23 protein-coding genes and 4 tRNA genes are annotated in these 25,287 nt (G+C 53.6%); 4 read left to right on the top strand and 23 right to left on the bottom strand.

The genetic code is table 11. The features are described 5' to 3' along the window. Positions 1-2 precede the first annotated feature (2 nt). The 17 genes from ABKA16_RS03155 to ABKA16_RS03075 all read right to left on the bottom strand — a co-directional run bounded on the left by ABKA16_RS03155 (position 3) and on the right by ABKA16_RS03075 (position 13,489). A complete protein-coding gene (locus ABKA16_RS03155) occupies positions 3-296 on the bottom strand; it encodes a DUF3017 domain-containing protein (protein WP_380998846.1) in 294 nt (97 codons plus the stop codon). Positions 297-348: 52 nt separating this feature from the next. Next, a complete protein-coding gene (gene purH, locus ABKA16_RS03150; RefSeq protein WP_380998849.1) occupies positions 349-1,962 on the bottom strand; it encodes a bifunctional phosphoribosylaminoimidazolecarboxamide formyltransferase/IMP cyclohydrolase in 1,614 nt (537 codons plus the stop codon). Further along, entirely contained in the window at positions 1,955-3,526 is a 1,572-nt protein-coding gene (locus ABKA16_RS03145; RefSeq protein WP_421671957.1) for a cell division protein PerM, read from the bottom strand. The genes purH and ABKA16_RS03145 overlap by 8 nt, the downstream gene beginning before the upstream one ends. A gap of 11 nt (positions 3,527-3,537) precedes the next feature. Further along, positions 3,538-4,119: an adenine phosphoribosyltransferase gene (locus tag ABKA16_RS03140; protein WP_380998855.1), complete on the bottom strand. Its 582-nt coding sequence runs from the start codon at positions 4,117-4,119 to the stop codon at positions 3,538-3,540. 24 nt (positions 4,120-4,143) lie between these two features. Then, positions 4,144-4,584 (bottom strand): preprotein translocase subunit YajC, encoded by a 441-nt coding sequence (gene yajC / locus ABKA16_RS03135; protein WP_380998857.1) that lies wholly within the window; start codon positions 4,582-4,584, stop codon positions 4,144-4,146. Positions 4,585-4,677: 93 nt separating this feature from the next. Further along, positions 4,678-5,790, bottom strand: a complete 1,113-nt coding sequence (gene ruvB, locus ABKA16_RS03130) for a Holliday junction branch migration DNA helicase RuvB (RefSeq protein WP_380998860.1) — start codon at positions 5,788-5,790, stop codon at positions 4,678-4,680. Continuing rightward, a complete protein-coding gene (gene ruvA, locus ABKA16_RS03125) occupies positions 5,790-6,419 on the bottom strand; it encodes a Holliday junction branch migration protein RuvA (protein ID WP_380998862.1) in 630 nt (209 codons plus the stop codon). Before ruvA ends, ruvB begins: the two co-directional genes overlap by 1 nt. A gap of 38 nt (positions 6,420-6,457) precedes the next feature. Further along, a complete protein-coding gene (gene ruvC / locus ABKA16_RS03120; protein WP_380998865.1) occupies positions 6,458-7,036 on the bottom strand; it encodes a crossover junction endodeoxyribonuclease RuvC in 579 nt (192 codons plus the stop codon). A gap of 3 nt (positions 7,037-7,039) precedes the next feature. Beyond that, positions 7,040-7,798, bottom strand: a complete 759-nt coding sequence (locus ABKA16_RS03115; RefSeq protein ID WP_380998867.1) for a YebC/PmpR family DNA-binding transcriptional regulator — start codon at positions 7,796-7,798, stop codon at positions 7,040-7,042. 67 nt (positions 7,799-7,865) lie between these two features. After that, positions 7,866-9,101, bottom strand: a complete 1,236-nt coding sequence (locus tag ABKA16_RS03110; RefSeq protein WP_381000123.1) for a glycosyltransferase family 4 protein — start codon at positions 9,099-9,101, stop codon at positions 7,866-7,868. Between the two features lie 68 nt (positions 9,102-9,169). After that, a complete protein-coding gene (locus tag ABKA16_RS03105) occupies positions 9,170-10,111 on the bottom strand; it encodes a phosphatidylinositol mannoside acyltransferase (protein WP_380998870.1) in 942 nt (313 codons plus the stop codon). A 38-nt stretch (positions 10,112-10,149) separates the two neighbouring features. Further along, on the bottom strand, positions 10,150-10,788 hold the full coding sequence (pgsA, locus tag ABKA16_RS03100) for a phosphatidylinositol phosphate synthase (protein ID WP_380998872.1): 639 nt from the start codon (positions 10,786-10,788) through the stop codon (positions 10,150-10,152). Between the two features lie 35 nt (positions 10,789-10,823). After that, entirely contained in the window at positions 10,824-12,899 is a 2,076-nt protein-coding gene (gene thrS / locus ABKA16_RS03095) for a threonine--tRNA ligase (RefSeq protein ID WP_380998874.1), read from the bottom strand. 234 nt (positions 12,900-13,133) lie between these two features. Next, positions 13,134-13,206, bottom strand: a tRNA-Val gene (locus ABKA16_RS03090). A 23-nt stretch (positions 13,207-13,229) separates the two neighbouring features. After that, positions 13,230-13,302, bottom strand: a tRNA-Val gene (locus tag ABKA16_RS03085). Positions 13,303-13,316: 14 nt separating this feature from the next. Next, positions 13,317-13,387, bottom strand: a tRNA-Cys gene (locus ABKA16_RS03080). Between the two features lie 29 nt (positions 13,388-13,416). Then, positions 13,417-13,489 (bottom strand) — tRNA-Gly (locus ABKA16_RS03075). Positions 13,490-13,670: 181 nt separating this feature from the next. Between ABKA16_RS03075 and ABKA16_RS03070 the strand changes: the two genes are divergently transcribed. Then, on the top strand, positions 13,671-14,600 hold the full coding sequence (locus ABKA16_RS03070) for a PAC2 family protein (protein ID WP_380998876.1): 930 nt from the start codon (positions 13,671-13,673) through the stop codon (positions 14,598-14,600). A 134-nt stretch (positions 14,601-14,734) separates the two neighbouring features. Continuing rightward, positions 14,735-15,553: a fructosamine kinase family protein gene (locus ABKA16_RS03065; protein ID WP_380998879.1), complete on the top strand. Its 819-nt coding sequence runs from the start codon at positions 14,735-14,737 to the stop codon at positions 15,551-15,553. 28 nt (positions 15,554-15,581) lie between these two features. On the opposite strand, the gene dnaJ is transcribed toward ABKA16_RS03065, so the two are convergent. Together dnaJ and hrcA are read right to left on the bottom strand one after the other, a co-directional pair. After that, positions 15,582-16,727: a molecular chaperone DnaJ gene (dnaJ, locus tag ABKA16_RS03060; RefSeq protein WP_380998882.1), complete on the bottom strand. Its 1,146-nt coding sequence runs from the start codon at positions 16,725-16,727 to the stop codon at positions 15,582-15,584. 46 nt (positions 16,728-16,773) lie between these two features. Further along, positions 16,774-17,889 carry a heat-inducible transcriptional repressor HrcA gene (gene hrcA / locus ABKA16_RS03055; RefSeq protein ID WP_380998885.1) on the bottom strand — a complete coding sequence of 372 codons (1,116 nt, stop codon included), beginning with the start codon at positions 17,887-17,889 and terminating at the stop codon, positions 16,774-16,776. Between the two features lie 289 nt (positions 17,890-18,178). Here hrcA and tkt point away from each other — a divergent pair, with 289 nt between their 5' ends. Next, on the top strand, positions 18,179-20,275 hold the full coding sequence (tkt, locus tag ABKA16_RS03050) for a transketolase (RefSeq protein WP_380998887.1): 2,097 nt from the start codon (positions 18,179-18,181) through the stop codon (positions 20,273-20,275). Positions 20,276-20,424: 149 nt separating this feature from the next. Further along, positions 20,425-21,534, top strand: a complete 1,110-nt coding sequence (gene tal / locus ABKA16_RS03045; RefSeq protein WP_007147281.1) for a transaldolase — start codon at positions 20,425-20,427, stop codon at positions 21,532-21,534. A 148-nt stretch (positions 21,535-21,682) separates the two neighbouring features. On the opposite strand, the gene secG is transcribed toward tal, so the two are convergent. From secG to whiA, 4 genes are all read right to left on the bottom strand, one after another. Then, entirely contained in the window at positions 21,683-21,931 is a 249-nt protein-coding gene (gene secG / locus ABKA16_RS03040; RefSeq protein ID WP_007147282.1) for a preprotein translocase subunit SecG, read from the bottom strand. 113 nt (positions 21,932-22,044) lie between these two features. Continuing rightward, on the bottom strand, positions 22,045-22,845 hold the full coding sequence (tpiA, locus tag ABKA16_RS03035) for a triose-phosphate isomerase (protein ID WP_380998891.1): 801 nt from the start codon (positions 22,843-22,845) through the stop codon (positions 22,045-22,047). 132 nt (positions 22,846-22,977) lie between these two features. Further along, the gene (locus tag ABKA16_RS03030; RefSeq protein WP_380998893.1) at positions 22,978-24,174 is read right to left on the bottom strand and encodes a phosphoglycerate kinase; all 1,197 of its coding nucleotides are present in this window, start codon (positions 24,172-24,174) and stop codon (positions 22,978-22,980) included. Positions 24,175-24,282: 108 nt separating this feature from the next. Continuing rightward, positions 24,283-25,236 (bottom strand): DNA-binding protein WhiA, encoded by a 954-nt coding sequence (whiA, locus tag ABKA16_RS03025; RefSeq protein WP_007147285.1) that lies wholly within the window; start codon positions 25,234-25,236, stop codon positions 24,283-24,285. Positions 25,237-25,287: the final 51 nt, after the last annotated feature.

Genomic DNA, 25,287 nt, shown 5'->3' with positions numbered 1-25,287 from the left:
AACTATGAGATCATCATAATGCTGATATACGTAATGATCAGCCCAACCCCTAAAGACAGGCCGATAAAGCTGTCAAACCCTGCTGAACGCACTTTCCACGGGCTTTTATCGCGCATAACAAGACGTATTATCGCCGAGATAATGGATGTCCCCGCAATAATAAAAGTCCCTGCTGCGGCATACCGGAAAAATACTGCTGCACATGCCAAAAGCACCATAGCAGCAAGAAGCCATTCAAACCACGGCTTGCCTTCCTGCGATTCAGAAACAAAAGGATGCTGTTTTCTGCGGCCCATATAACCTCTTAAACTGTTATAATCTATGCGGATACCTAAGCAATAACCCGGATCAGTGGAAGAAATGGCGCGTCCCTGTCACGTACATCGTAACACCGGCTTCCTGTGCCGCCTGGAATACTTCTTCATCCCGGATCGAGCCGCCCGGCTGTACAACAGCTTTTACCCCGGCCTCCGCAAGGATCTGCATCCCGTCAGGGAAGGGGAAGAATGCATCGGAAGCCGCAACTGCGCCGTTGGTGCGGTTTGCCCCGTCAGCAAGCGTATTTGCCCGTGTAACAGCAAGCTGGCTGGAATCTACCCTGTTAACCTGCCCCATGCCAATGCCGACTGTCGCACCATCATGGGCAATAAGGACAGCATTGGATTTTACACTGCGTACAGCCCTCCATGCAAATTCCAGGTCTTCAAGCGTCTGGCCGTCAGCGGCCTGCCCTGCGGCAAGTATCCAGTTGCCAGGGTCATCCCCATATGCATCAATATGGTCTTCCGACTGGATAAGGAGCCCTCCGTCTATCACCCGCAGCTGCTGTGTATTTTCCGGCGGTGCGGACACTTCAAGTATTCTCAGGTTCTTCTTTGTTCTAAGAAGTTCAAGTGCCTCCGGGTCATATCCGGGTGCCGCTATTACCTCAGTAAATACCGGTTTGACCTGCCGGGCCATTGCCAGCGTCACTGTACTGTTAGCTGCAATAACACCCCCGTAGGCACTCATAGGATCGCAGGCGTGGGCCTTGCGATGTGCCTCAGCCACGTCCGCACCAATCGCCAGGCCGCAGGGGTTCGAATGCTTGACAACGGCAACGGCTATGCGGTGCGGAAAGTCCCACACACTGCGCCACGCTGAATCAGCATCAACATAATTGTTATAGCTCATAGGTTTGCCGTTAAGCTGCCGGGCATGGGCAAAATTATTGAGTGCCAGAGGATCGCAATACAGTGCCGCACTCTGATGCGGATTCTCGCCATATCGCAGAGTATGCGCCAGATCCCATGTACGGGTGTAGGCAGCTGGATAAACTGCGGGCACCTCAGCTTCTCCGCCTTCACCTTTTTCAGTCCGGCCGCCCCACTGTCCGCGCGACCACTGCGCAATAGCGGCATCATACTGCGCAGTGCAGGCAAATGCTTTCGCAGCCAGAGCACGCCGTTCCCGTAGGGTAAACCCGCGCCCGTCCGATATACGTTCAGCAGCGAGGGAGTAATCCTGAGGATCAGTGATAACTGCAACACTGGAACTGTTTTTTGCGGCACCGCGGATCATGGACGGGCCGCCTATATCGATCTTTTCAATAACAGCTGCCTCGCCGGCCCCTGACCGTACTGTCTGAGCAAAAGGGTACAAATTGACTATCACCGCATCAAAAGCTTTTATGCCTAGGGCTTCCAGCTGTCCGGCATGGCCAGGGTTCTCCATATCGGCAAGTATCCCGGCGTGGATATGCGGATCCAGTGTTTTTACGCGGCCGTCAAGGCTTTCAGGGAACCCCGTCACTTTTTCTACGGGAGTTACTTCTACCCCAAGTTCCTCAAGCCGCAGCGCAGTCGAACCGGTAGAAACAACTTCTGTGCCGGCAGCTATGAATGCTTCTGCAAGCGTCTCAAGGCCTTTTTTATCGAAAACAGAGACGATAACCCTGTGTATGGGACGGTGCGGATCAGCCATTATGCCCTCCTTGAGCGGTTTCTCCGGTACTGTGAGGTTTCTGGGGATCTGCTGAGTTTGCAGTATCCTTATCCTTATTACCCCTATTCTTCATCCCCAGAAAGTCAAACAGATATTGCCCGCATACAATGCCAAGGGACAGCAGCCATGACGCCAGAAGCCCCCACACCAGCGGCCTTCCTGTAACGCTGAGGGAATCAGACAGGTTGACTCCAACATATGCCAGATTTTTTACACCCAGTGAACCCGATGACAGCATATAGAACAGGGTACTTACACAGATAACTGTGATAATAGCAACAACAAAAGCACCTGCAGCATAGGCGAAATCAACAAGCTTCGCTATGACAGCAGTCCCGACAGCCGCGGAACGGGGATAGTCCTGTCTGGCGGTGCCATGATCCTCCTGGTCCGCACCCGGATCCGGATCTGCAGCTGTCTCCAAACCTGCCTCTTCCCCATCATTATGGCCGTCGTGGGATGCCTGTCCTATGATACCCGGCAGCTTAAGCTCCGTATCCTCCTGCCTGATATCCCTCCCGGAAAAAAGGTTGAATCCTCTGCGCGACGATATGGTCTGAAGCCCCAGGAGAAAAGCAATGATGATTGGGATAATAAGAATGGCTATAATGACGTTCTGGGATGACAGCGATTTCGGCAGTATTCCGAAAACGGGGATGACCGGCAGAGCCGTTGATCCGCTTTCCCACAAAGTAAATACCCCTACATTACCGATAACAATACCTGAGCCTAGCAGCCATGATAATGCCCAGACCATAAGGTTAGGAAGCCAGCCAAGGCTCACTGCGGTCGTGATAACTGCTGACGCCGGCCCCATGGAAACATAGGACATGACTTTGCCCATTGAGCGGAAATTCAGTATTATCCATATCAGTACGGTAACGAATGAAAGCACAGAAAGGACAATAAGAAAACGCACTGCAAGTCTTATACCGAGCAGGACCGTCCTGCGCAAAGTCGCAGAAGTCTTCTGCATAAGGCTTTTTCTCGCCCGCCGGAAAAGGGGAGATTTCCTGTCAATAGTGAGAAGGCAGCCGCAGGCAAAAACCAGCCAGCTGTACAGTACAGCGCGCCAGATGCTTATTGCGACGAAATCCTGCGCCCTCCAGAGCAGGACAGCGGTAAAAATGATCCATACGCAGCTTCCCGCCAGGAATCCTCTTGGGTCTATATGGAAACGCCGTCCGCATGCCCTGATGAGGATGATCCAGATAAAAATGAACCCTAATGGCACAAAAGTTACAGGAAGCCCTGCATAGGTGATCCCAATCCCCTGGGACAGCAAAAGGAATGCTGCACTCACCTGCATTGCATAATTAGCCGGCTGTGTGTGCGTTTCCATACCTATAATGAGGAGTAACAGCGAGGTGAGGAGAACAACGGAAACCGCGAACAGGCCATAAGATACGGCTGCAGTCAGTATACCTCTCAGAACGGGACGGAAAGGGCCGCCAGCTGTCCCACTTTCCACATCAGGGCTGCCTGAAACGCCTGCTGAAGACTGTGCTGTCCTGGGATGCGGTTGTTTCCGTTCACTCATCATAGGCATCCGGCTTAAGCAGGCATAGAGAATAACGCCGATACAGGATATCCTGCAATGCGGTCGTAACCGTCAAGGCCGTCAAGCTTCATAACAAAGCTGAAACCGGCAACAGCGCATTTGCTCGACTCAAACAGCTTCATTGCAGCCCATGCCGTACCTCCTGTTGCAACAAGGTCATCCGTAATAAGCACCTTTGAGCCCGGCCTGACGAGCCCTTTCTCGACTTCCATAGTTGCCTTGCCGTATTCAAGCGTATAGGACTGGCTGATTACAGGAGGAGGCAGTTTCCCTGCCTTCCGAACTGCTATGAATCCTTTGTCCAGGCGCTGGGCGAGTACCGTGCCCAGCAGGAACCCCCTTGCCTCAAGGCCCGCGATATAATCGAAATCATCCGCAGGCACAGGAAGCGAACTGACTAATGCATCAACAAGGATGCGCATACCCCGCGGGTCAGCAAAAACAGGCATGAAATCCCTGAACAGTATACCCTCCGAAGGGAATCCCGGGACAGTCCTGATCAGAGACCCAAGATACTGAGCATCTTCACCGGATACTCCTGCAACCGGCGAAAAGCTGATATCATTTGCTGGCATGTGCTATCCTCCGCGAAGGTTTATTTAGTTATTGCCATCCGTCTGGGAAGGCTGGCTTTCAAAGCTTTTCTGATCCGCGTCCTCTGAAGGCGTGGTATCAGTGCTGTCCGTCTTACCCTGGCCGGTCCCGTCTTCCTTTTTGGGAAGCGGATTGCCCTCTTCATCGACTTCATCATCAGAAATATATGCAGGACGCACCGGAGGCTCGGTGATCGCCTGTATCCTCCACTTGGACAGTGACCCTTCAGAATCAATAACTATTTCATCATGGTCAAGGTCAACGGAACGCACAGTGCCCAGAAGCCCGCTTACGGTAGCAACTTCATCACCCGGTTTCAGCGCCTTTCGGAAATCCTGTATTTTATTCTGCTGGGACCTCTGTTTGCGTGACGTCCACCACATAAGGGCGATCATAAGGATGATCAGCACAAGAAGGATCAATGTTGAAGGCTGGAAGCTATTCATGAAAACTCCTATTTCGATCTGCCAGCGCCCTGGCTGGAACCCCATTCAGGGAATTCGCAGTAACTGCGAACGGCTAACTTACCTCAGTAAATTCTAAAACAAAATTGAGACATCATCTTCAGGGGGCGTAAGCCCGAGATGCTGCCATGCTCTCTTAGTTGCGGCACGCCCGCGTGGCGTCCGGATGAGGAACCCCTCGCGGACCAGGTACGGCTCGCACACGGTTTCCACGGTTTCCGCTTCCTCACCTACCATAGCAGCCAGATTATTCAGGCCCACAGGCCCGCCGCCGAACTGCCTGCATAACGCATTCAGGACTGCAATATCAAGGCGGTCAAGCCCCTCTTTGTCGATCTGGTACAGCTCCAGGGCAGAGATCACAGACTGGGCATCGATCATGCCCAGATCGTGGACTATCCCCCAGTCACGCACTCTGCGCAGAAGGCGGTTGGCCACACGAGGCGTCCCCCTTGACCGTACTGCGAGCTCTCTGGCAGCTTCATCGTCAATGGACAGGTCGAGTACTGCTGAAGAACGCTTCACCAGAAGCTCCAGCTCGGATTTGGGATAATAGTCAAGATGGGCAGTGAACCCAAAACGCGCGCGCAGCGGGGAAGGGAGCATACCTTCGCGGGTCGTAGCGCCAATAACCGTAAAACGCGGAAGCGTCAGAGGTATGGATGAAGCGCCGGGTCCCTTTCCTACCATAACATCTACGCGGAAATCTTCCATGGCAATGTACAGGAGTTCCTCTGCTGCCCTGGGGAGGCGATGGATCTCATCAATAAATAAAACTTCGCCTTCATCAAGGGAACTGAGGATAGAGGCGAGATCGCCCGCATGCTGGATAGCAGGCCCTGACGTTACACGGATCGGTACCCCCAGTTCCCTTGCAACGATCATAGAAAGCGTCGTTTTGCCCAGCCCCGGGGGGCCTGCAAGCAGTATATGGTCAGGAGGAACGCCGCGTTTCTGTGCAGCATTGAGGAACAGCGCCAACTGGGCCTTCAGCCGGGGCTGTCCGATAAAGTTATCCAGAGACAGCGGACGGAGCTCTTCATCGCTGATCCCCTCATTATCCTGCGGAACGGCAGAAATAACACGCAGCGATTCTTCGGCAGCATCAGGGTTCTGCCAGCCTTCCTCAGATGCAGCCCAGCTGTCAGAAGAAGGCCCTCTGTTTTGGTTATTATTGTAGGATGCCATTAACGCCCCCTGTCCAGATCGCTCAGGGCTGCCCTCAGAACGCGGGGGACATCGTCATCGCCCAGAGGCTCTTCAAGGCCCAGCTGCCCGACAGCTGTTTTAGCTGCTGAATAAGCATCTTTCTGCTGCCACCCCAGGGAGACAAGGCCAAGCACCACCTGCTGGATATTATGGTCTGTCGCATCGGACTGCGGCGAGGAACCTTCCTGCGCAGACCCGTCTGAAAGCTCCAGGTCAACCGAACCGCGCAGCTCAAGGATTATTTTCTGCGCGCCTTTTTTCCCAAGCCCGGGCGCCCTGGTAAGGGCAGTGACATCATTATCACGTATTGCCGCTGACAGGTCCTGCACAGATAATGTTGACAGTATAGCCATAGCGACTTTAGGCCCTATGCCGCTGACTTTCTGAAGCTGCATGAACAGTTTTCTCGAAGGGGTATCCGTGAACCCATAAAGCCCTATAGCATCCTGCGATACTGTCATCTGCGTGATGATGCGCTCATGCTGGCCGGCATGGAGGCGTGCCGTATCGCGCGATGACATCCGGACACTGAAACCGAGCCCATTCACATCAATAACAATGCTGTCGGCATCAACAGCAAGGATGTCTCCTTCAAGGCTAGCTATCATTCTGCACTCCACCTGTTTTCGAACGTATGTTCGATAGTCTACATGTCGCGGCGGACACCTTTGCTTTTCAGGCTGCGCACCGCATCTGTCCACTGTTTCTGTGCAGCAGTAAGATGCTGTTCCCTCTCACCGCCCTGGATAGCGCCTGACGGCCGCAGGGCGTGGCATATCGCCAAGGCCAGTGAATCTGCGGCATCAGGGGGCGAAGGCGGCTCATTCAGGGACAGTATTTTGGCGACCATAGCCTGCACCTGGGGTTTATTGGCCTGCCCGTTGCCAGTGACAGCCATTTTTGCCTCAGTCGGGGTATGCAGCGCTACGGGTATACCGCGCTGCGCAGCAGCAACCATCGCAAGCCCCGCAGCCTGCGCGGTGCCAAGCACGGTATTGCGGTTCTCCTGAGCAAAAACACGCTCAATCGACACGACATCCGGAACGAAAGTGCCAAATTTCTGCGACAGGCCGTTGAATACCGCAAGCAGCCTGATATCCTGGGGATCCTGCGGGGAGCTGCGTATCACGTCCACATGGATAAAAGAAAGCCGGCGCGCACTGCCGGCTTCTATTATGCCGACTCCGCATCGCGTAAGACCGGGATCGACTCCGCAGATGATCATTGCCTATTCTGCATCCTCAAGCTGCTGCAGCACCTCGTCTGAAGCAGTCCAGTTGGCATAAATATTCTGGACATCATCCAGGTCATCCAAAGCATCGATAAGCCTGTTCACTTTAACAGCAGCATCAAGATCCAGATCAACTTCGTTCAACGGCACAAGTGTTGTTTCAGCAGAATCATAATCAATACCTGACTCCTGCAGCACCTTGCGGACTGTTACCACATCCGACGGCGCGGTTGTGACGATATAGGTGTCGCCGTTATTCTCGACATCTTCGGCACCCGCCTCAGCTGCCATATCAAACAGCGAATCGAAATCAACACCTTCAGAGGGGACGACGATCTGCCCCTTACGCTCAAAATTAAAACTGACGGAACCGTTCTCGGCGAGCGATCCGCCATTCTTTGAAAGCGTTGAGCGCACATCTGCCGCAGCCCGGTTACGGTTATCAGTCAGGCACTGCACTATCAGGCCTATTCCGCCGGGGGCATAGCCTTCATAGACGATCTCTTCATAATTGGCGCCGCCGGCTTCCTCACCGGAACCGCGCTTTACTGCACGGGTAATGTTGTCAGCTGGTACAGAGCTTTTCTTCGCCTTAACGATCGCATCATACAGTGTGGGATTTCCGTTAGGGTCCCCGCCGCCAGTCCTGGCAGCGATCTCAATATTCTTGATCAGCTTGGCAAAAAGCTTCCCGCGCTTGGCGTCGATAGCAGCTTTCTTATTCTTGGTAGTGGCCCACTTGGAATGTCCTGACATATTCCTCCTGACGGTAATATGCTGCGTCTTTAAACGTAACGATTCTATGCTTTCGCACCGACATACGCTAGCGCAGTACGGATGTGCCGGCCGCCTGCCCGGTACCGGCAAGGCCATAATAAAGGCTGAGTATATCATCGGTTACAGTTGCCCAGTCAAAATCATCAGACCGCGCCATGCCCGCCCTGACCATAGAGCTGCGGCGTGCATCATCTTTAAGCACCGTACACACAGCTTCTGCAAGTTTTCCGGGATCGCTGCTGGGGAAAAGCTCAGCACAGGCGCCATTGCATGAAACGTCTTTGAAAGCCTGCAGATCTGACGCCACCAGGGGGCATCCGGCAGCCATGGCTTCGGCGAGGACTATGCCGAAGCTCTCCCCTCCGGTCTGAGGCGCCACATAGACAGAAAGGCTTTTGTAGAAACCGGCTTTATCAGAGTCGCTGATCCTCCCCAGGAATTCAACATGTTCCCGGAGGCCATCTCCCCCGCTGCCCAAAGCGGATAAGACCTGCCCGGCTTCATCCTTCCCATCGCCGGCGCATAAAAACCGCGCATGGGGGAATTCCTCAAGTATGGCAGGCATAGCCTGTGCAAAAACCGAGAACCCCTTGCGCCCCTCTTTCATCCTCCCCAGGAACCCTATTGTCGGGGCATCCCGCGATCCCTGCCATACTGCATGCGGCTGCGCAGAAACAAATACGTTCTTATGGATACCGTTAGGGATGACATGCACAGGTATCTTCCGGTCCAGATAGTGCACAGCGATCTTCTGGGCCGACGGGGAAACAAAAACTGCTTCATCGATATCTTTCAGATAGTCATGCAGATATTTTTCAAAGAGTTTAAGGGCAAGGGGGTATTCTTGGAATGACGTGTGGAACGTTGCAACAATGGGTGGATGGGAGAAGCCCCTGAAGAATACCTTATGCGAGATGCTCGGGATCTCGGGTTCATGCACATGGATGATGTCAAAATGGCCTTGCCGCACCCAGTTGCGGACAGTATTCCCTACAAAGCCGAAATATGAGATATGGGCCACAGACCCGTTGTACGGGAAGGCAAATGACGTATTAGTAGTCTGTACCCATAATGGCATATCTTTAGTGCGGCGGCCGGGGGCAAGGACTGATACGGAATGCCCGCGCGATATCAGCTCCCCGGCGAAATCTTTCACATGCGCCTGCACCCCACCCGGAGCCTCAAAAGAATACGGGCAGATAATACCTATGCGCAGGGGCTGCGCCGTGGGAAGCTCTTCCCTGAGGGAATGCTCCTCGCGCAAAAGGCTGCCGTCAACCATCTCAGTACCACCTTCGTTCAGTGACATATCCGGCACAGTTATACTGCATAAGCGTACTGGTATCAAGTTTACCTCAGCCGGCCCTTATCAAGGTCCTCAAGGAAAATAGGCTGCATCATATGCCAGTCCTGCGGATGCTTCTCAAGGCCCTGTGAATATATCGCGGCCCACTCCTGGGTGATCTGCTGCAAAGCTTCAGTCCTGCCCATGCCTTTCCACGAATCAGGCTGTATAACACCTGAAATATATAAAACATATCCGGAACGGCATCGCGCTGCATGACGCCGCACTGCATCAAGCCGTTCCCTGTAGATATTGACGACGTATAGCGGCACACCCATATCAAAAGCGAGGGCTGCCGGACCCGCCGACGCACGGATACAGGAGTCGAAAAACCTGACAAAAATACCATGCCGCCTCAGATCCCTGTCAGCAAGAAGCGGGACGATAACACACCTGCTGCCCATAATCTTCTTGAGCCGTTCTGTAATATCCCTGTCACCTGTGGTAAAAAGGGTTATCCCCAGGCTCTCCCTTATGGAGATGAATATATCAAGCAGCTCTTTATTTTTCAGGTTCTCTGTAACGGTTGCAACAGGGGCGATATGGCCGTACGCCCATAACGCTGCATAATCCCAGTTGCCCTGGTGCCCAAGTGCGGCAGGGAATGCCGAAACAGCGGGCTGCCGGGCGATAGCTTCAGCATAGGGGCCGTCAATGCGGACCCGGGCGTTGATCTGTTCAGCACTGCGTGCTTTTATTGTCATCGCCTCAGCAAAATAAGCAAAATACGACTGGACGCCCAGGCGCGAAAGATGCCTCAGACGGCGGTATGAGATCCGGGGATCCCTCAATGCCTGCGTATGCCTGATATTCTTTTCAAGCTGTTGTACCGGAGGAAGCCTCAGGGCCCATACTATCCATGCCAAAACAGCAAAAACTGCCCTTACGGCACTTTCAGGCATCTTATGGGCATGCCTGGCAATAAAAATAAGAAACCTGTCCTGCATACAGACACCCCTGTTCCTTAGCCGGCATGCAGCCGGGCTTACATATGTTCAGTCAGCCCTTTTTCTTTGGCTGAAGAATAAACGGTATAAAGGCGCTGGCCCACCGTGACGGCACCAAGCACTGCCAGCAGCACCATAAAGCAGGAAAGGACAGCTACGGGAAGCCCCATGCCTGTAAGCCCCATGCCGACAAGGATAATAACGAGCCTGTCAGACCGCGTGGCGATGCCGTTTTTGGCATCCAGACCTATAGACTGGGCCCGGGCACGGATATACGAAGTGACAAATGCCGTCATCATGGATACGAGTGCCGCCCAGAAACCGATCTGCGGCCACAGCGTCCAGAAATCTTTTAGCCGGATAAGGTAAATGGCAACGCCAAGGAGGACAGCCCAGTCGGCGATACGGTCCACGGTCGAGTCAAGGAAAGCGCCGAAGGCAGTACCTCCGCCGCTCTGGGCAGCGACAGTGCCATCCAGTGAGTCGAAGATCACCATGACAGTGATCATGGCAGCCCCCGGCAGCAGCCATCCGGTGAACCCTGTCAGTACTGCGAAGAAAGCGGTGCCGACAGCACCGGCAATAGTCACCATATTTGCCGTAACGCAGAGCTTTACCAGAGCGCGGGCTATAGGGCTGATGATTTTCCTCCACGGTCCACGAAGTTTCTCAAACATAATCTGCCGCCTGCTGTCCTGACTGTTTCCAAGCTTTACTGCGCACTACCGGCTGGAATTCCTGCGGGCTGCACGGCCGATGTTACGGCGCAGAAATCGGCAGCGGAACTGATCTGTGCATGGGATTCAATAGCTGTGTTGATCCACGCAACAGCATCGTCAGCCGGGACTCCGTTGAGCTGGCTCCCATCCCGGAAACGGAAGCTGACAGCGTTATTGTCGCGGTCTTCATCACCGACGATCAGGATGAACGGGACCTTCGATTTCGACGCATTGCGGATTTTCTTGCCAAAACGGTCATCGGAAGCATCAAGCTCACAGCGCACAAGGCTTTCATCAAGACGGTCCAGGATGCCGCGCAGATATTCCGTACTGGTATCTGCCACGGGGACGCCCAGCACCTGCACCGGGGCAATCCATGCAGGCAAAGCGCCGGCGTAATGCTCGAGCAGGATAGCAAAGAAGCGTTCTATTGCACCGAAAAGCGCACGGTGGATCATCACAGGGCGCTGGCGTGTCCCGTCAGCCGCGATATATTCCAGCCCGAACCGCTCAGGAAGGTTGAAATCAAGCTGGATTGTAGACATCTGCCATGTGCGCCCGAGCGCGTCGCGTGCCTGTACCGATATTTTGGGCCCATAGAATGCAGCGCCGCCGGGATCACTGACAAGCTCAAGCCCGGATTCTTCAGCGACCTGGGCAAGCGTATCTGTTGCTTCCTCCCATATCTCATCCGATCCGACGAATTTATGCTCATCTTTGGTAGACAGCTCCAGGTAGAAATCATTCAGTCCGAAATCCTTAAGGAGGTCAAGGACAAAGGAAAGCAGGCTTTTCAGCTCATCACGCATCTGCTCGCGGGTGCAGTAGATATGCGAATCATCCTGGGTCAGGCCGCGCACGCGGGTAAGCCCATGTACAACGCCGGATTTCTCATAACGGTAAACTGTGCCGAACTCAAACAGCCGCAGCGGGAGTTCACGGTATGAACGCTGGCGTGATTTGAAGATAAGGTTATGCATCGGACAGTTCATGGGTTTGAGATAATAATCAAACCCTTCGCGCACAATATTTCCCTCAGCATCACGTTCCTCATCCAGATGCATGGGAGGGTACATCCCATCCCTGTACCACTGCAGATGCCCGGAAGTTTCATACAGCCCGCCTTTGGTGATATGCGGGGTCTGTACGAAAGAGTAATGGTTCTTCCTGTGCTGGATGCGGGAATATTCCTTCATCGCATTGATGATCGCCGCACCCTTGGGATGGAATACTGCCAGCCCCGGGCCGATCTCATCGGGGAAGGAGAACAGGTCCATCTCGGCCCCCAGCTTGCGGTGGTCACGTTTTGCAGCTTCTTCAAGCCGCTGCAGATATGCTTTCATATCTTCTTTTGAAGCCCATGCTGTGCCGTAAATACGCTGGAGCATGGGGTTCTTCTCATCCCCGCGCCAGTACGCGGCAGCAGCACGCTGAAGTTTAAAAGCCTTGATATACCGCGTATTAGGCAAATGCGGGCCATGGCACAGGTCTGTCCATACAATGGTACCGTCGCGGTCAACATTGTCATACATGCTCAGTTCGCCTTGGGATACCGCCGTATCTTCACCGGCATTGATCGCATCTTCAGCAGCCTCAATAAGCTCAAGTTTATAAGGCTGCCCTGCCTCTTCCTCACGGGCCTGCGCTTCCGTAACCGTGCGGCGCCTGAAGCTCTGACTGGATTTGATGATGCGCTGCATATGCTTTTCGATCTCTTTGATATCATCCGGTGTGAAAGGGTGCTCCACGCCAAAATCGTAATAGAAACCATCTTCTATAACAGGGCCGATACCGAGCTTCGCATCAGGGTATATCTCCTGTACAGCCTGGGCCATGACATGCGTAGCCGAATGGCGCATGATCGCAAGGCCGTCTTCGCTGTCAAGCGCAATGGATTCAACAGTATCGCCTGCATGGAGAGGGGTGTAAAGATCACGGGGCTGCCCGTTGATGCGCACTGCAATAATATTTTTATCTGATTCAAACAGCTGGACACCCGTTACCTCGGGTTCCACTTCCCTGTGCTCTCCGTCTACAACCACAGGGATAAGTGAGGATGCTTCCGACATCGCCTGTCCTTTTCTTTCTGGGTACCGCGTTACTGGTGCGGACCGTGGACTTATATGTGTAACTTAACAGATTATGGTGCTTTATACGGACAACCGGCATATACACTGTACGAACAGCACGGTTCCCGGCCGTTCTGGTTCTGGGAAAGATACATGGCCCGCTTCTGCTGCAGTTACAGAACAGATATATATCTGATTTGGGGAGAAAATGCAGGAGGGGGGGATCCATAACTGTGGGCGATATAGGAATCGAACCTATGACCCCTTCCGTGTGAAGGAAGTGCGCTAGCCGCTGCGCCAATCGCCCAAATTGCTATCGCCTGTCGCGCGTGGGCGATACAGGAATTGAACCTGTGACCCCTTCCGTGTCAGGGAAGTGCGCTAGCCGCTGCGCCAATCGCCCAAAGATTCTTTGCGAGGTGGGCACGAGAGTCGAACTCGCCTAAACGGCTTTGCAGGCCGCTGCCTAACCGCTTGGCTAACCCACCGCATCGGTCATACGAATCACTAAGACCGGAGCGGGCAACGGGACTCGGACCCGCGGTCTCGACCTTGGCAAGGTCGCGCTTTACCAACTAAGCTATGCCCGCAATACGTGTGTTCTGACGAACACAAAAGATAAATATATCGGTTAGTATCTACAATGCGCGCATCACGGCGTGTTTCTTTCACGCTATAGGCTAAGTCATATCTGCTCCCCTCTGTCATGCGCTATCCTGTAAACAGCAACAGCGATTTACAGCGGCAATTTATGAGTCAAGGAAGGTCTATATGCCGGATCAGGTACAGCCTCGCGGCTACGCAGCGGAAGACCCTGCGGATACTCACCATCGTACAGTCCTGGTCTCTGCTTTTGAAGGATGGAATGATGCTGCCCAGGCCGCTACAGGGGCGCTCCGGCATCTTCTCAAGGCTCTGGAAATCGCCTCATACGAAGTGGACCGCATCCGCTCCTCGTCTTTTTTTGATTACCGTTCAACGCGTCCGGTCATCTGTTGTGTTGACGGGAGGCGGCAGATACTCTGGCCTGAAGTTACTTTTTATACTGTTGACGTCAGCCCCTCCCTCACCTTGCTTATTGAGATCGGCCCGGAGCCCAGTTTCAGCTGGATAGAATTTTCCCAGCAGACCCTGCGCATCGCCGATGAGTACGATATCAATGAAGTCATCACCCTAGGGTCCATGTTCAACGATGTCCCCCATACCCGCCAGCTGCCTCTGTTCGAGGCGGATTCCGACGATGCAGCCTACGCAGAAGACTCATACAGCGGCCCGATAGGCATACCGTCAGTCCTTAATATTACTGCTGCTGAGCAGGGGTATAAAACCCTGAGCCTCTGGGTCAGCATCCCCCAGTATACGGGTACCGACAACTGTCCTGCGGGGATCCTTGCGCTTATCAGCAGGCTGGGCTCATATCTTAATGTTGAACTTCCCAAAGGGGACCTGCTGCACCGCACTCACGAATGGGCCCTGTCAGCAGATGCACTTCTGGCATATAATGACGACCTTAAAGAATATGTCCGCAGCCTAGAAAAAATCTCTGACAGGGAAGCTGCCGAGAACTCCATGGGCCTACATGGGGATGATATCCCCCAGGGTCTTAAAGAACAGCTTGTCAACGAAGCGGAAGAATTCCTCAATTCCATCGATACAGATAACCGCGGGACTTCAGGCGTTCCGGGAAAACCCGAAAACTGAGATAAGGAGCATGGTCTGCATTACACTTGCAGATAGAAGGATGCTTTATACTGCAGGAGCGGCTTGTCCGCCCCGCTGCCTGAAGGTCCATGATAATATCCATTTTAAGCACCGAGCTGCTGCAGGAGGATACAATGGCATCAATGATGATACACCGTAAGTCGCGGGGATTCGCGCCTGACGGATTTTTTGAATGTGAAGCAAAAGGCCTCCAATGGCTGGCAGAGGCGTCGGGCAAAGGCGGCCCACGGGTGGTCGCAGTGGATTCATGGGGGCGCGATTATCTTGATATTGAGCGCATACTGGCTTCTGCCCCTTCCAGCCAGGCTGCATTCAGTTTCGGGAAAGCCCTGGCGCATATGCACGACTGCGGGGCCGGAGCATGGGGGGCACCTCCTGCAGGATATTCCGGGATATCGTATTTTGGGCCTCTCCAGGATCCTGTCCCTATGGATACCGGCAGCTGGAACACAGTTGCTGAATACCTTGCAGAGGGAAGGCTCCGGCCTATGGTCAGGATAGGTATGGAGCGCGGAGCCCTGGATTCCGGCGATATGGCCCTTACCAAACGTGTTATTGATGCCCTTCCGGATATCCTTGGTGCCGCTGCGGATGACAGTCCGGCCCGTGTGCATGGCGACCTGTGGAGCGGGAATGTTATGTGGACATCAACAGCGGCTGACGGTTCAGCACTCCGGCAGGCGGAAGCAGTCCTTATTGATCCTGCAGCCCATGGGGGGCACCGTGAAGAGGATCTGGCTATGCTCCAGCTTTTCGGCATGAGCTACATGCAGGAGATCCTTGACGGATACCGCAGCGCCCATCCGCTGAAAGCAGGGTATGCAGGGAGGGTTACCCTGTGGCAACTCTACCCTATTGCCGGGCATTGCGCCTTTTTTGGCGGCGGATACGTCAGCCAGTACCGGTCAATGTGCCGGAGCCTGCTTTCCTAGGAAACACCAGGCGCCGGGTTCGCGGGGTTTACGAGAAAGCATGCTTCAGACGGTCAAAAAAGCCGCCCTGGTTCTGTTCAAGAGGGCGTGAACTCTGTTCAGGCACAAAATCATCATCCTTACGCTTCTGCGCGAACTCCTCAATAAGGCCGCGCTCCTGGTCATTCACCTTTTCAGGGATAGAGATGAGGATATGGACAACCACTTTCCCGCGCCTGGAATTATCCCGGATATCCATTACACCGAGGCCGTCAAGGGAAACAGAAGACCCTGGCTGCGACCCGGCGGGTATCTCCACTTCCTGGTCACCGTCAAAGGTCGATACCACCGCAGTATGGCCGAGCAGCGCCCACGTCATGGGGACTGTGATCCAGCAGTGCAGGTCATTGCCCTGTCGTGTAAACTGCTTATCTTTTGCAATCGATACGTCAACATAAAGGCTTCCCGCCGGGCCTCCGCCCTCGCCGACTTCGCCCTGGCCGTTGAGCCGCAGGCGGGTATCATTTTCAATACCAGCAGGGATATTGACACCGACCGTACGGTTTGTACGGACACGCCCATGACCATGGCAGCGCCCGCAGGGATCCTCGATAACAGTACCATGCCCTTCACAGCGGGCACAGGGCTGGGAAGTTACCATCTGTCCGAGAAGGGTATGCCTGACGGACTGGACAGTACCGCTTCCGTGGCATTCGGGGCAGGTCACCGGTTCTGAGCCGCCGGCTGAGCCGGATCCTGAACAGTCAGGGCATACAGCATATGTCGGAACAGTGATATTCTGTACACCGCCGAACACCGCTGTCTTCAGATCAATTGATACGCTCGCAAGGGAATCCCGCCCCGGCTGGCTCCTTGGCACGGGCCCCCGGGAACGCGCACCTCCAAAAGCCCCTCCGAAAACCGTATTAAGGATATCGGAAACATCATCAAAACCCGCAGAGGATGCGCCATATGCGGAATCAGGGTTGAGCGGGTCAACGCCCTGGTCATACATGCGTCTTTTATCGTCGTCAGACAGTACCTCGTACGCCGTATTGACCTCTTTGAATTTCTCTTCAAATTCTGCACCTGCAATATCAGGATGGTACTTACGGCTCAGTTTCCGGTAAGCTTTTTTGATCTCATCCTGTGATGCCGTGCGGTCAATGCCTAAGACCTCATAATAATCAGCCACAATTTACTCCTGAAAAATATAACTGCTACATTGTGCCACAACGCCTCTATTTTTGATCGTTCCCCATGAACCGGGTAAGATACTGCGCCACAGCCCTGACAGCAGATATCGTTATACGGTAATCCATATGGGTAGGGCCGATAGACCCGACAAACGCAATAGAATCGTTGTCAGACGGGCCTGCACTGTCAATATCATGCCGTACCCCATAGCCTGATGTGACGACTGCCGTATGGAGGAGCCCCGGCATATGGGTCTCGGAACCGATAGCTATGCCGACCCCATCCATCCTGTTTGCCCGTGCCGCGGATGCAAGGTTATCCATAAGATGCATAACAACGATCTGTTCTTCAAGCGCATCAAGGAGGGCGGCAATATTCTCGACCTGTGAATTCCTCTCATGCGCAAGTTTTGAAGCCCCCGTAGTGTACAGGGAATGTGCCGCATCTGATGATGACACATCATCGAAAATATCTGCAATGCCTTCTATGCATCCTCTAGCAGCGTGCTGTGAAGCATCCGGGCTTTCTGCAGGGAACAGGCTTCCCATAAAAAGTTCCATATCCATAGACCGGATCCTGCGGCCTGCTTTCTGTATAGAACTGTTCCCGCATACATCATTGATCTGTGCCATAAGCCTTCTAAGGAAGTCCGGCTTATCTGCAAGAGGGCTGGAAAGGGTACGCTGCTCAATCCTTCCTGTATCGGTGATAATAACGACCAGGACTGCATTATGACTGACAGGAAGGAGCTCACAGTGCCTCAGGGCCGACCTGGTGATGGCAGGGGCTGCGACTACAGCAACCTGGCCGGTTATCCTGGCTAAAAGCTGTGCAGAGCGGTGCAGCACATCATCAACATTCACGGACCCTTTCAGGAATTCTTCGATAGCCCTGCGCTGCGGCTGCGACAGAGGGACGACAGACGACAGCTGGTCTACAAAATAACGGTACCCCTTTTCTGAGGGGATGCGGCCTGCAGAAGTATGCGGCTGGGTAAGGTACCCTTCCTCTTCAAGTACAGCCATATCGTTGCGGACTGTTGCCGGGCTTACATCAATACGGTGCCGTGATGCCACGCCCGACGAGCTCACAGGTTCCTGGGTGCGGATATAATCCTCCACCACTGCCTGCAATATTTTCATACGTCTGGTCTGTGTCATTGGGGCTCCTTATTTGTTACCATCATTTTTAGCACTCTTTGCACAGGAGTGCTAATCAGCAGCATGCGTTCAAGCTCTTAACGAAATATCGGCCGCGTAGAGGGAGGAAACCCCCGGGATCTGCCTGCAGACGGTTATTGCGCCCATAAAACCCATCTTGCAGTACCGATATGCCGCGCACAACACAGAGGGCTTAAACGTCTGTCATTATTTATAGTATGGAAGTGTCACAGGCGTGCAATCATATATGGGGCATGCCACCGCTAATTGGAAGGAAAGTTGATCAGCTATGGTCGATTTTGAATGGACTGAATTGGACGAACGGGCAGTAAAGCTTGCTAAAGTCCTTTCTGCAGATGCAGTTGAGAATGCCGGGCATGGCCACCCAGGGTCCCCTATTTCCCTTGCACCTATAGCCTATACGTTATATCAGAAGTTTATTAAGCATGATCCGAATGATCCACAGTGGGAAGGCCGCGACCGTTTCATCCTCTCCGGCGGGCATGCATCATTGACGCAGTATGTCCAGCTGTATTTCTCCGGATATGGCCTGACGCTTGATGACCTTAAGCATTTCCGCACAATGGACAGCATTACCCCAGGCCATCCCGAATACGGCCTGACACCAGGGATCGAAGTAACGACAGGCCCGCTCGGGCAGGGTGTTGCGACTGCTGTCGGTTTTGCATACGGGCAGCGTTTCCAGCGCAGCCTTCTTGACCCTGAGGCACCTGAAGGCACTTCCCCGTTCGACCATAAAGTATGGGTCATCTGCGGCGAAGGCGATGTTGAAGAGGGCGTTTCTTCAGAAGCCAGCTCCCTGGCAGGGAACCAGAAGCTGGGCAACCTGACAGTTATCTTTGATGCCAACCACATCCAGATCGAGGGCGACAGCAAGATCTCCTTCGCTGAAGATATCCTTGAACGCTACAGGGCTTACGGCTGGTACACCGACGAGTTCAGCTTCGTCCAGCCTGACGGTTCCTATAAGGAAGATACGGCAGGATTCGCAGAGGTCCTTGAAAGGGCTGAGAAAGTCACTGACCGTCCTAAGTTCATCAAAGTTGACACCCTGATGGCATGGCCAACCCCGGGCAAGACTAATAACGAGTCTGCCCACGGTTCCAAGCTGGGTCCTGAAGCCGTTGCCGGCCTGAAAGAGGTGCTTGGTTTCGATCCCGGGAAATCCTTCGAAGTCGATGAAGAAGCCCTTGCGCATGCGCGCAAAGTTGCTGACCGCGGGCTTGAGGCACATAAGGAATGGGATGAAAAGTTTGAAGAGTGGGCCAAGGCTAACCCCGATAAAGCTGCTCTCCATGACCGTATCCATGCAGGCAGGCTCCCCGAGGAATTCAACAGGGTTATCGATGACCTTGAGGCCACTTTTGAAGCGGGTTCTTCCGTGGCGACCCGCAAGGCATCCGGCGCAGTGATCAATGCCCTTGCATCTGTTATGCCTGAACTGTGGGGCGGTTCTGCTGACCTTGGCGGATCCAACAATACAGTTATCAAAGGCGCAGATTCCTTCGCCCCATCGGAGTTCGCTACTGCGACCTGGCCTAACGTGTCAGAAGGCGGCAGGATCCTCCACTTCGGCGTGCGCGAATTCGCCATGGGCGCAATCACCAACGGTATCCTCCTGGATTCCGATACCCGCCCATTCAACGGGACTTTCTTCCAGTTCGCAGATTATGAGCGTCCGGCCGTCCGTCTGGCTGCGCTTATGGATGTCCCTAATATTTATATCTGGACACATGATTCCGTTGCACTGGGCGAGGACGGGCCGACCCATCAGCCTATCGAGCATCTTACCGCCATGCGGGCCATCCCGCAGCTGGAAGTCGTCCGGCCTGCAGACCAGTACGAGACCGCTGAGGCCTACCGTTACACCTTTGAAAAGGGCAACACCCATCCAACTGCCCTGGTCCTCACACGCCAGGGTGTGCCTACCCTGACGCAGACCAGGGATAAGGCTAAGGAAGGTGTGCGTCACGGTGCTTATGTGCTGGTGGATACTGAAGGTACCCCTGATGTCATTATCATGGCCACAGGCTCTGAAGTACAGCATGCAGTTGCAGCAGCTGACACCCTGAAAGGCGAAGGGATCAATGCCCGTGTCGTATCCTTCCCGTCAATGGAGTGGTTCGAGCAGCAGGACGAGGATTATAAGGAGTCCGTCCTCCCATCCGATGTTGCTGCCCGCGTATCAGTCGAAGCAGGGCTCGCGATGCCGTGGTACAGGTATCTTGGTTCCTGCGGCAAAGCCGTCTCCATCGAACAGTTCGGCCTGCAGGGCGACGGACAGGAGAATATGAAGGCTCTGGGGATCACACCTGAGCACGTCGTTGATGCGGCAAAAGCTTCTATCGACGAAGCACGCCGGTAACTTCTAAAAAACTCTTCTCCTGCTACTAAAATTTAATATAACAGCAAACGGCAAGGCGGCTGTACAGTGTATACTGCCTTGCACAATTGCGGGGCGGTTTCCCTCTGGGGAAGCCGCCCAACTGCCCAATCACCATAAAGGAGTTATTAATGGCAGAAAATGCACATACCCAGAAGACCAGCGATTCCGGGGTCTCAATCTGGCTCGACGATTTGAGCCGTTCACGTATTGAATCCGGAAGCCTCCAGGATCTTATTGCTACCAAGAATGTAGTCGGCGTAACAACGAACCCCTCTATTTTTGCTAAAGCGCTTCATGAAGTGGGCCCTTATGACGGGCAGCTTAAGGAGCTTGGCAAGGTGGATGTAGAAGATGCGGTACGTGAACTTACTACAACTGATGTACGCAATGCTACAGATATTTTCCGCGAGATCGCCGAATCCACAGATTATGTGGATGGCCGTGTTTCTATTGAAGTTGACCCGCGTCTCGCCCATGAAACCCGGAAGACTGAGGAACAGGCTGAGCAGCTGTGGAAAAAGGTTGACCGCCCCAATGCCATGATCAAGATCCCTGCTACCCTTGAAGGCCTGCCTGCGATTACCGCTACGCTTGCAAAAGGCATCTCAGTGAACGTGACCCTGATCTTTTCTCTGGAACGTTACGAACAGGTCATTGACGCATTCATTGATGGTATTTCCCAGGCAGATGCCAATGGGCATGATCTCAGGCACATAGGCTCTGTTGCTTCCTTCTTTGTTTCCCGCGTTGATACGGCAGTAGACAAGCTCCTTGAGGAGAACGGCTCTGCTGAGGCTAAAGCCCTTGAAGGTAAGGCTGCTGTTGCTAATGCACGCCTCGCTTATGAACTCTTCGAAAAGAAGTTCTCTGAAGACCCGCGCTGGGCAGCGCTTGAGGCCAAGGGCGCAAGGCGCCAGCGTCCGCTGTGGGCATCAACGGGGACAAAGAACCCTGCATATTCACCATGCAAGTATGTGGATGAGCTCGTTGCTCCGGATGTAGTAAACACTATGCCTGAGAAAACCCTTAATGCCCTTGCTGAGCAGGGAGACGGGGCACCGACTATCGCAGGCACTTATGAAGAAAGCCACAGCATTATGGACCGGCTTGCAGCTCTCGGCATCAATATCAAGGATGTTACCGATAAGCTTGAGGCTGATGGTGTTGCGCAGTTTATCAATTCATGGGATTCTGTACTCGCTGATGTCCAGGCAGGGATCGACCGCGTCAACGGTTAGCCTTGTACCGGGTTGTTACCAAATAACCATGCAGTAATCACTGTATAGTAAATTTCCCCGCCCCTCCCAGGGCGGGGAAATTTTGTTTTACTGCATATAAAAACAGCCGGACTGCTCCGGCTGCAGAAATCAAAATTTTACGGCTAAATCAGCCGACATGGTATTTGGCCATAAAATCGAGGGCAATGATTAAAGCTACCCAAACAAGTGCAACAGTTACCGTAATACGGTTCAGGTTTTTCTCGGCGACACCTGAAGTACCGGCATTCTGAGTGATACCGCCGCCGAACATATCAGACAGGCCGCCGCCCTTGCCCTTATGCATAAGGATAAGCATAGTGAGCAGCAGGCTAAGAAGTACGACAATGACTTCAAGAGCGATTTTAAGAGTATGCATTCATAATCCTTTCGATATGTTCCTTAAGTAATATACACCACACACAGGAATACATACAGTGCCTTATAGTGCCTGTGATGCGCCCTCCACAGCAGCCGCGGGTATTGCCGCCGTCAGCGCTTATGCACAGCCTTCTGGGTCAGACGTACAATCATAGAAAATTCTTCGGGATCCAGGGAGGCGCCACCAACAAGGAACCCGTCAACATCATGCGCCTGGTCCATAAGGTCCATCGCATTCTGGGATGTTACCGACCCTCCATACAGGATTGGGATAGTATCAGCGGTTGCTTTACCATACACATGCCCGAAATGGTCCCTGATAGCATGAGCAGCATCCTGAGCGGTCTGCGGAGTAGCTACCAGGCCAGTCCCTATCGCCCATACAGGCTCATATGCAATAAGCATCTGTTCAGCTTCTTCCTTGCCCAGGTCACGGGTGACATCATCGACCTGCCCGACGGCATAATTCAGCTCAATGCCCCGCCGGCGCTCAGTAAGCCCCTCCCCGACGCACAGGATAGGATGCATCCCTGCCGCCAGCACGGCACGTATCTGGTCAACAAGGTTGGCATCATCATCGGGATGGTATTTGCGCCGTTCAGAATGCCCTACAATAACATATTTGCATCCGAGCTGCGCAAGCATATCTGCTGACACATCACCTGTAAAAGCCCCCTGGGACGTTACAGAGACAGTCTGCGCGCCGTACCGAATCTTCAGATGGTCAGCTTCAACAAGTACCTGGACACTGCGTATGGAAGTAAAAGGGGGCGTGATGACAACTGTGCAGGAGGAATAATCGAAATGCGCATCCCGCAGAAGCCACGCCAACTTCTGAACGAAGTATGTTGCCTCTATATGGTCAAAATTCATCTTCCAGTTGCCTGCGACTACTGGTGTACGCATATACATCCCATCTACAAATCAAAACTGCAACAGCTGCTGTCCCGGTACAGGCCTGTCTGCCGTCTGTACTATCAGTGCCCGGCAGACAGGCCTTTCTTTTCATCCGGGCAGGACGGATCCGTCCTGTCCGGTACCGTATTAATCCAGGACGCTTAAACCAGGGAGCGTTTTCCCTTCAAGGAACTCCAGGGAGGCGCCGCCGCCTGTCGAGATATGGGAGAAATCATTTTCATCAAATCCCAGTCGGCGTACTGCAGCAGCTGAATCACCGCCGCCAACAATGGTGAAAGCCCTGTTGCGCGTAGCATCTATAAGGCCCTGGGCAACAGCTGCTGTCCCTTTGGCGAATTCGGGGAATTCAAACACGCCCATAGGCCCGTTCCAGACTACCGTCTTAGAGTCCACGATCTTATCATGGAAAAGCTTCTGCGACTGTGGGCCGATATCCAGTCCCATCTTATCGGCAGGGATGGCATCAGCGCTGACAGCCTCATACGGTGAGTCCGCTGCGAAGGTATCTGCAGCAAGGATATCCACAGGAAGCACGATCTCGACACCGTTCTTCTGCGCTGTATCAAGATATTCTTTTGCCTGGGGGACCATATCTTCCTCAAGCAAAGATGTACCTGTCTCATAGCCAAGGGCCTTGAGGAAGGTGAAAACCATTCCCCCACCGATGATAAGACGGTCAGCCTTATCGAGGAGATTGGAGATGACACCGAGCTTGTCGGAGACTTTAGAACCGCCAAGGACTACAGTAAACGGCCTTTCAGGATTATCTGTAGCTTTGGACAGGGCAGCTACTTCCTTTTCTACAAGAAGGCCCGCTGCTGATGGAAGATCGGCTGCTACGTCATAATCAGAGCCCTGTGCCCTGTGGACGACACCAAAACCATCGGAAACAAAAACATCCCCAAGCTGCGCGATCTTCCGTGCATAAGCTGCGCGCTCATCTGCATCTTTGCTTGTTTCTTCAGGGTTGAAACGCACGTTTTCAAGGAGGACTACATCACCGTTTTCCATGGAATCAACTTTTGCGCGGGCATCCTCGCCATATGTATCATGGGCGAGTGTTACCGGTACGCCAAGAAGCTCGCTGAGCCGTGCAGCCACAGGCGCCAGAGAGAGCCCGGGGACTGCCTGCCCCTTGGGACGCCCAAGATGCGCCATAATAATGACCTTTGCGCCATCGCTGCGCAGTTCATTGATAGTCGGGAGCGCTGCACGGATACGGCCATCATCAGTGATCGTAGTACCGTCAAGCGGAACGTTGAAATCAGCGCGGACAAGGACCCGCTTGCCTTTAAGATCTCCAAGATCCTTAAGTGTCTTCATAATATCCTTTCTTATGATGACATATGAAAAAAGAGATACGCTTTACTGATACCTCTTTTCGCTTTAGTGACCTACTTATTCTAACTCAGGGAGTGCCTATTCACAGCATCAGTCCTGATCAGCTGATGCCCGCTGTTTCTCGACTTTCGCCGACAGCTGCAGCAGTCTGCGGATACGCCCGGCAATAGCATCTTTGGTGATAGGCGGGTCAGCGAGGCGTCCCAGCTCTTCAAGGCTTGCTTCACGGTGGTCAAGGCGGAGCTGCCCCGCAGCACGCAGGTTTTCAGGGATATCATTGCCGAGTACTTCAAAAGCGTGGATAACCTTTTCGCTTGCTTCGACAGCCGCTTTAGCACTGCGGCGCATATTGGCATCATCAAAATTGGCAAGCCTGTTGGCCTTGCCGCGTATCTCGCTTTCGCTGCGCTTGCCGCTCCATTCGCGGGCAGTGCCTGCTGCCCCCATAAGGATAAGCATGCGTTCAATAACATCGGAATCACGCAGGGTAACGCGCAAAGAACTCATAACTTTGCGTTTTGAAACAGAAATACCCAGTCGGCGTGCCATATATATGAGCGCCTCCGCAGCTTCAATGCCCGGGCAGACTATTTCAAGGTACGGCGGCCTGCCCGGCTCGGAAAGTACGCCCCGGGAAAGGAAAGCGCCCCTCCACGCAGCTTTGACCTGTGCTATGTTGCCCTGGACGACCTCTTCAGGAAGCCCTCTTACAGGGCGCCGGCGGCGGTCAAGCATACCTGACTGGAGGGCCAGAGCCCCTCCATCGTGGAAGACCCGTACTGAATACCAGTTCACCGTTCCGCGGGGAAGGTCACGGGTCGTCTGGACGAGCTCTGTTTCATGCCCATAAACAGTTTTAACCGTATTCTGCAGCCAGCGAGCGGCCTGAAGATTCGAGAACTGGGTAATAACGACTATATGCTTCTGAAAGGTACGAAGCCCTCCCCCAAAACGGATCATGGCGGAAGCCTGAGCCTTTTTAATGCTTGCTGCCCCATCAGTAATGGCAGCTAACTCATCTTTGACCTCGTCGACTAATGCCACGAGCCCTCCTTGGTCATTTCCTGTTTCCCTGTGCAGCGCGACACGCTCAAC

It is taken from the genome of Scardovia wiggsiae, assembly GCF_051045985.1.
GTDB classification, from domain to species: Bacteria; Actinomycetota; Actinomycetes; order Actinomycetales; family Bifidobacteriaceae; genus Scardovia; species Scardovia wiggsiae.
Note: the sequence above shows the minus strand (reverse complement) of the source record. Positions and strands in the feature narration are given on the sequence as shown.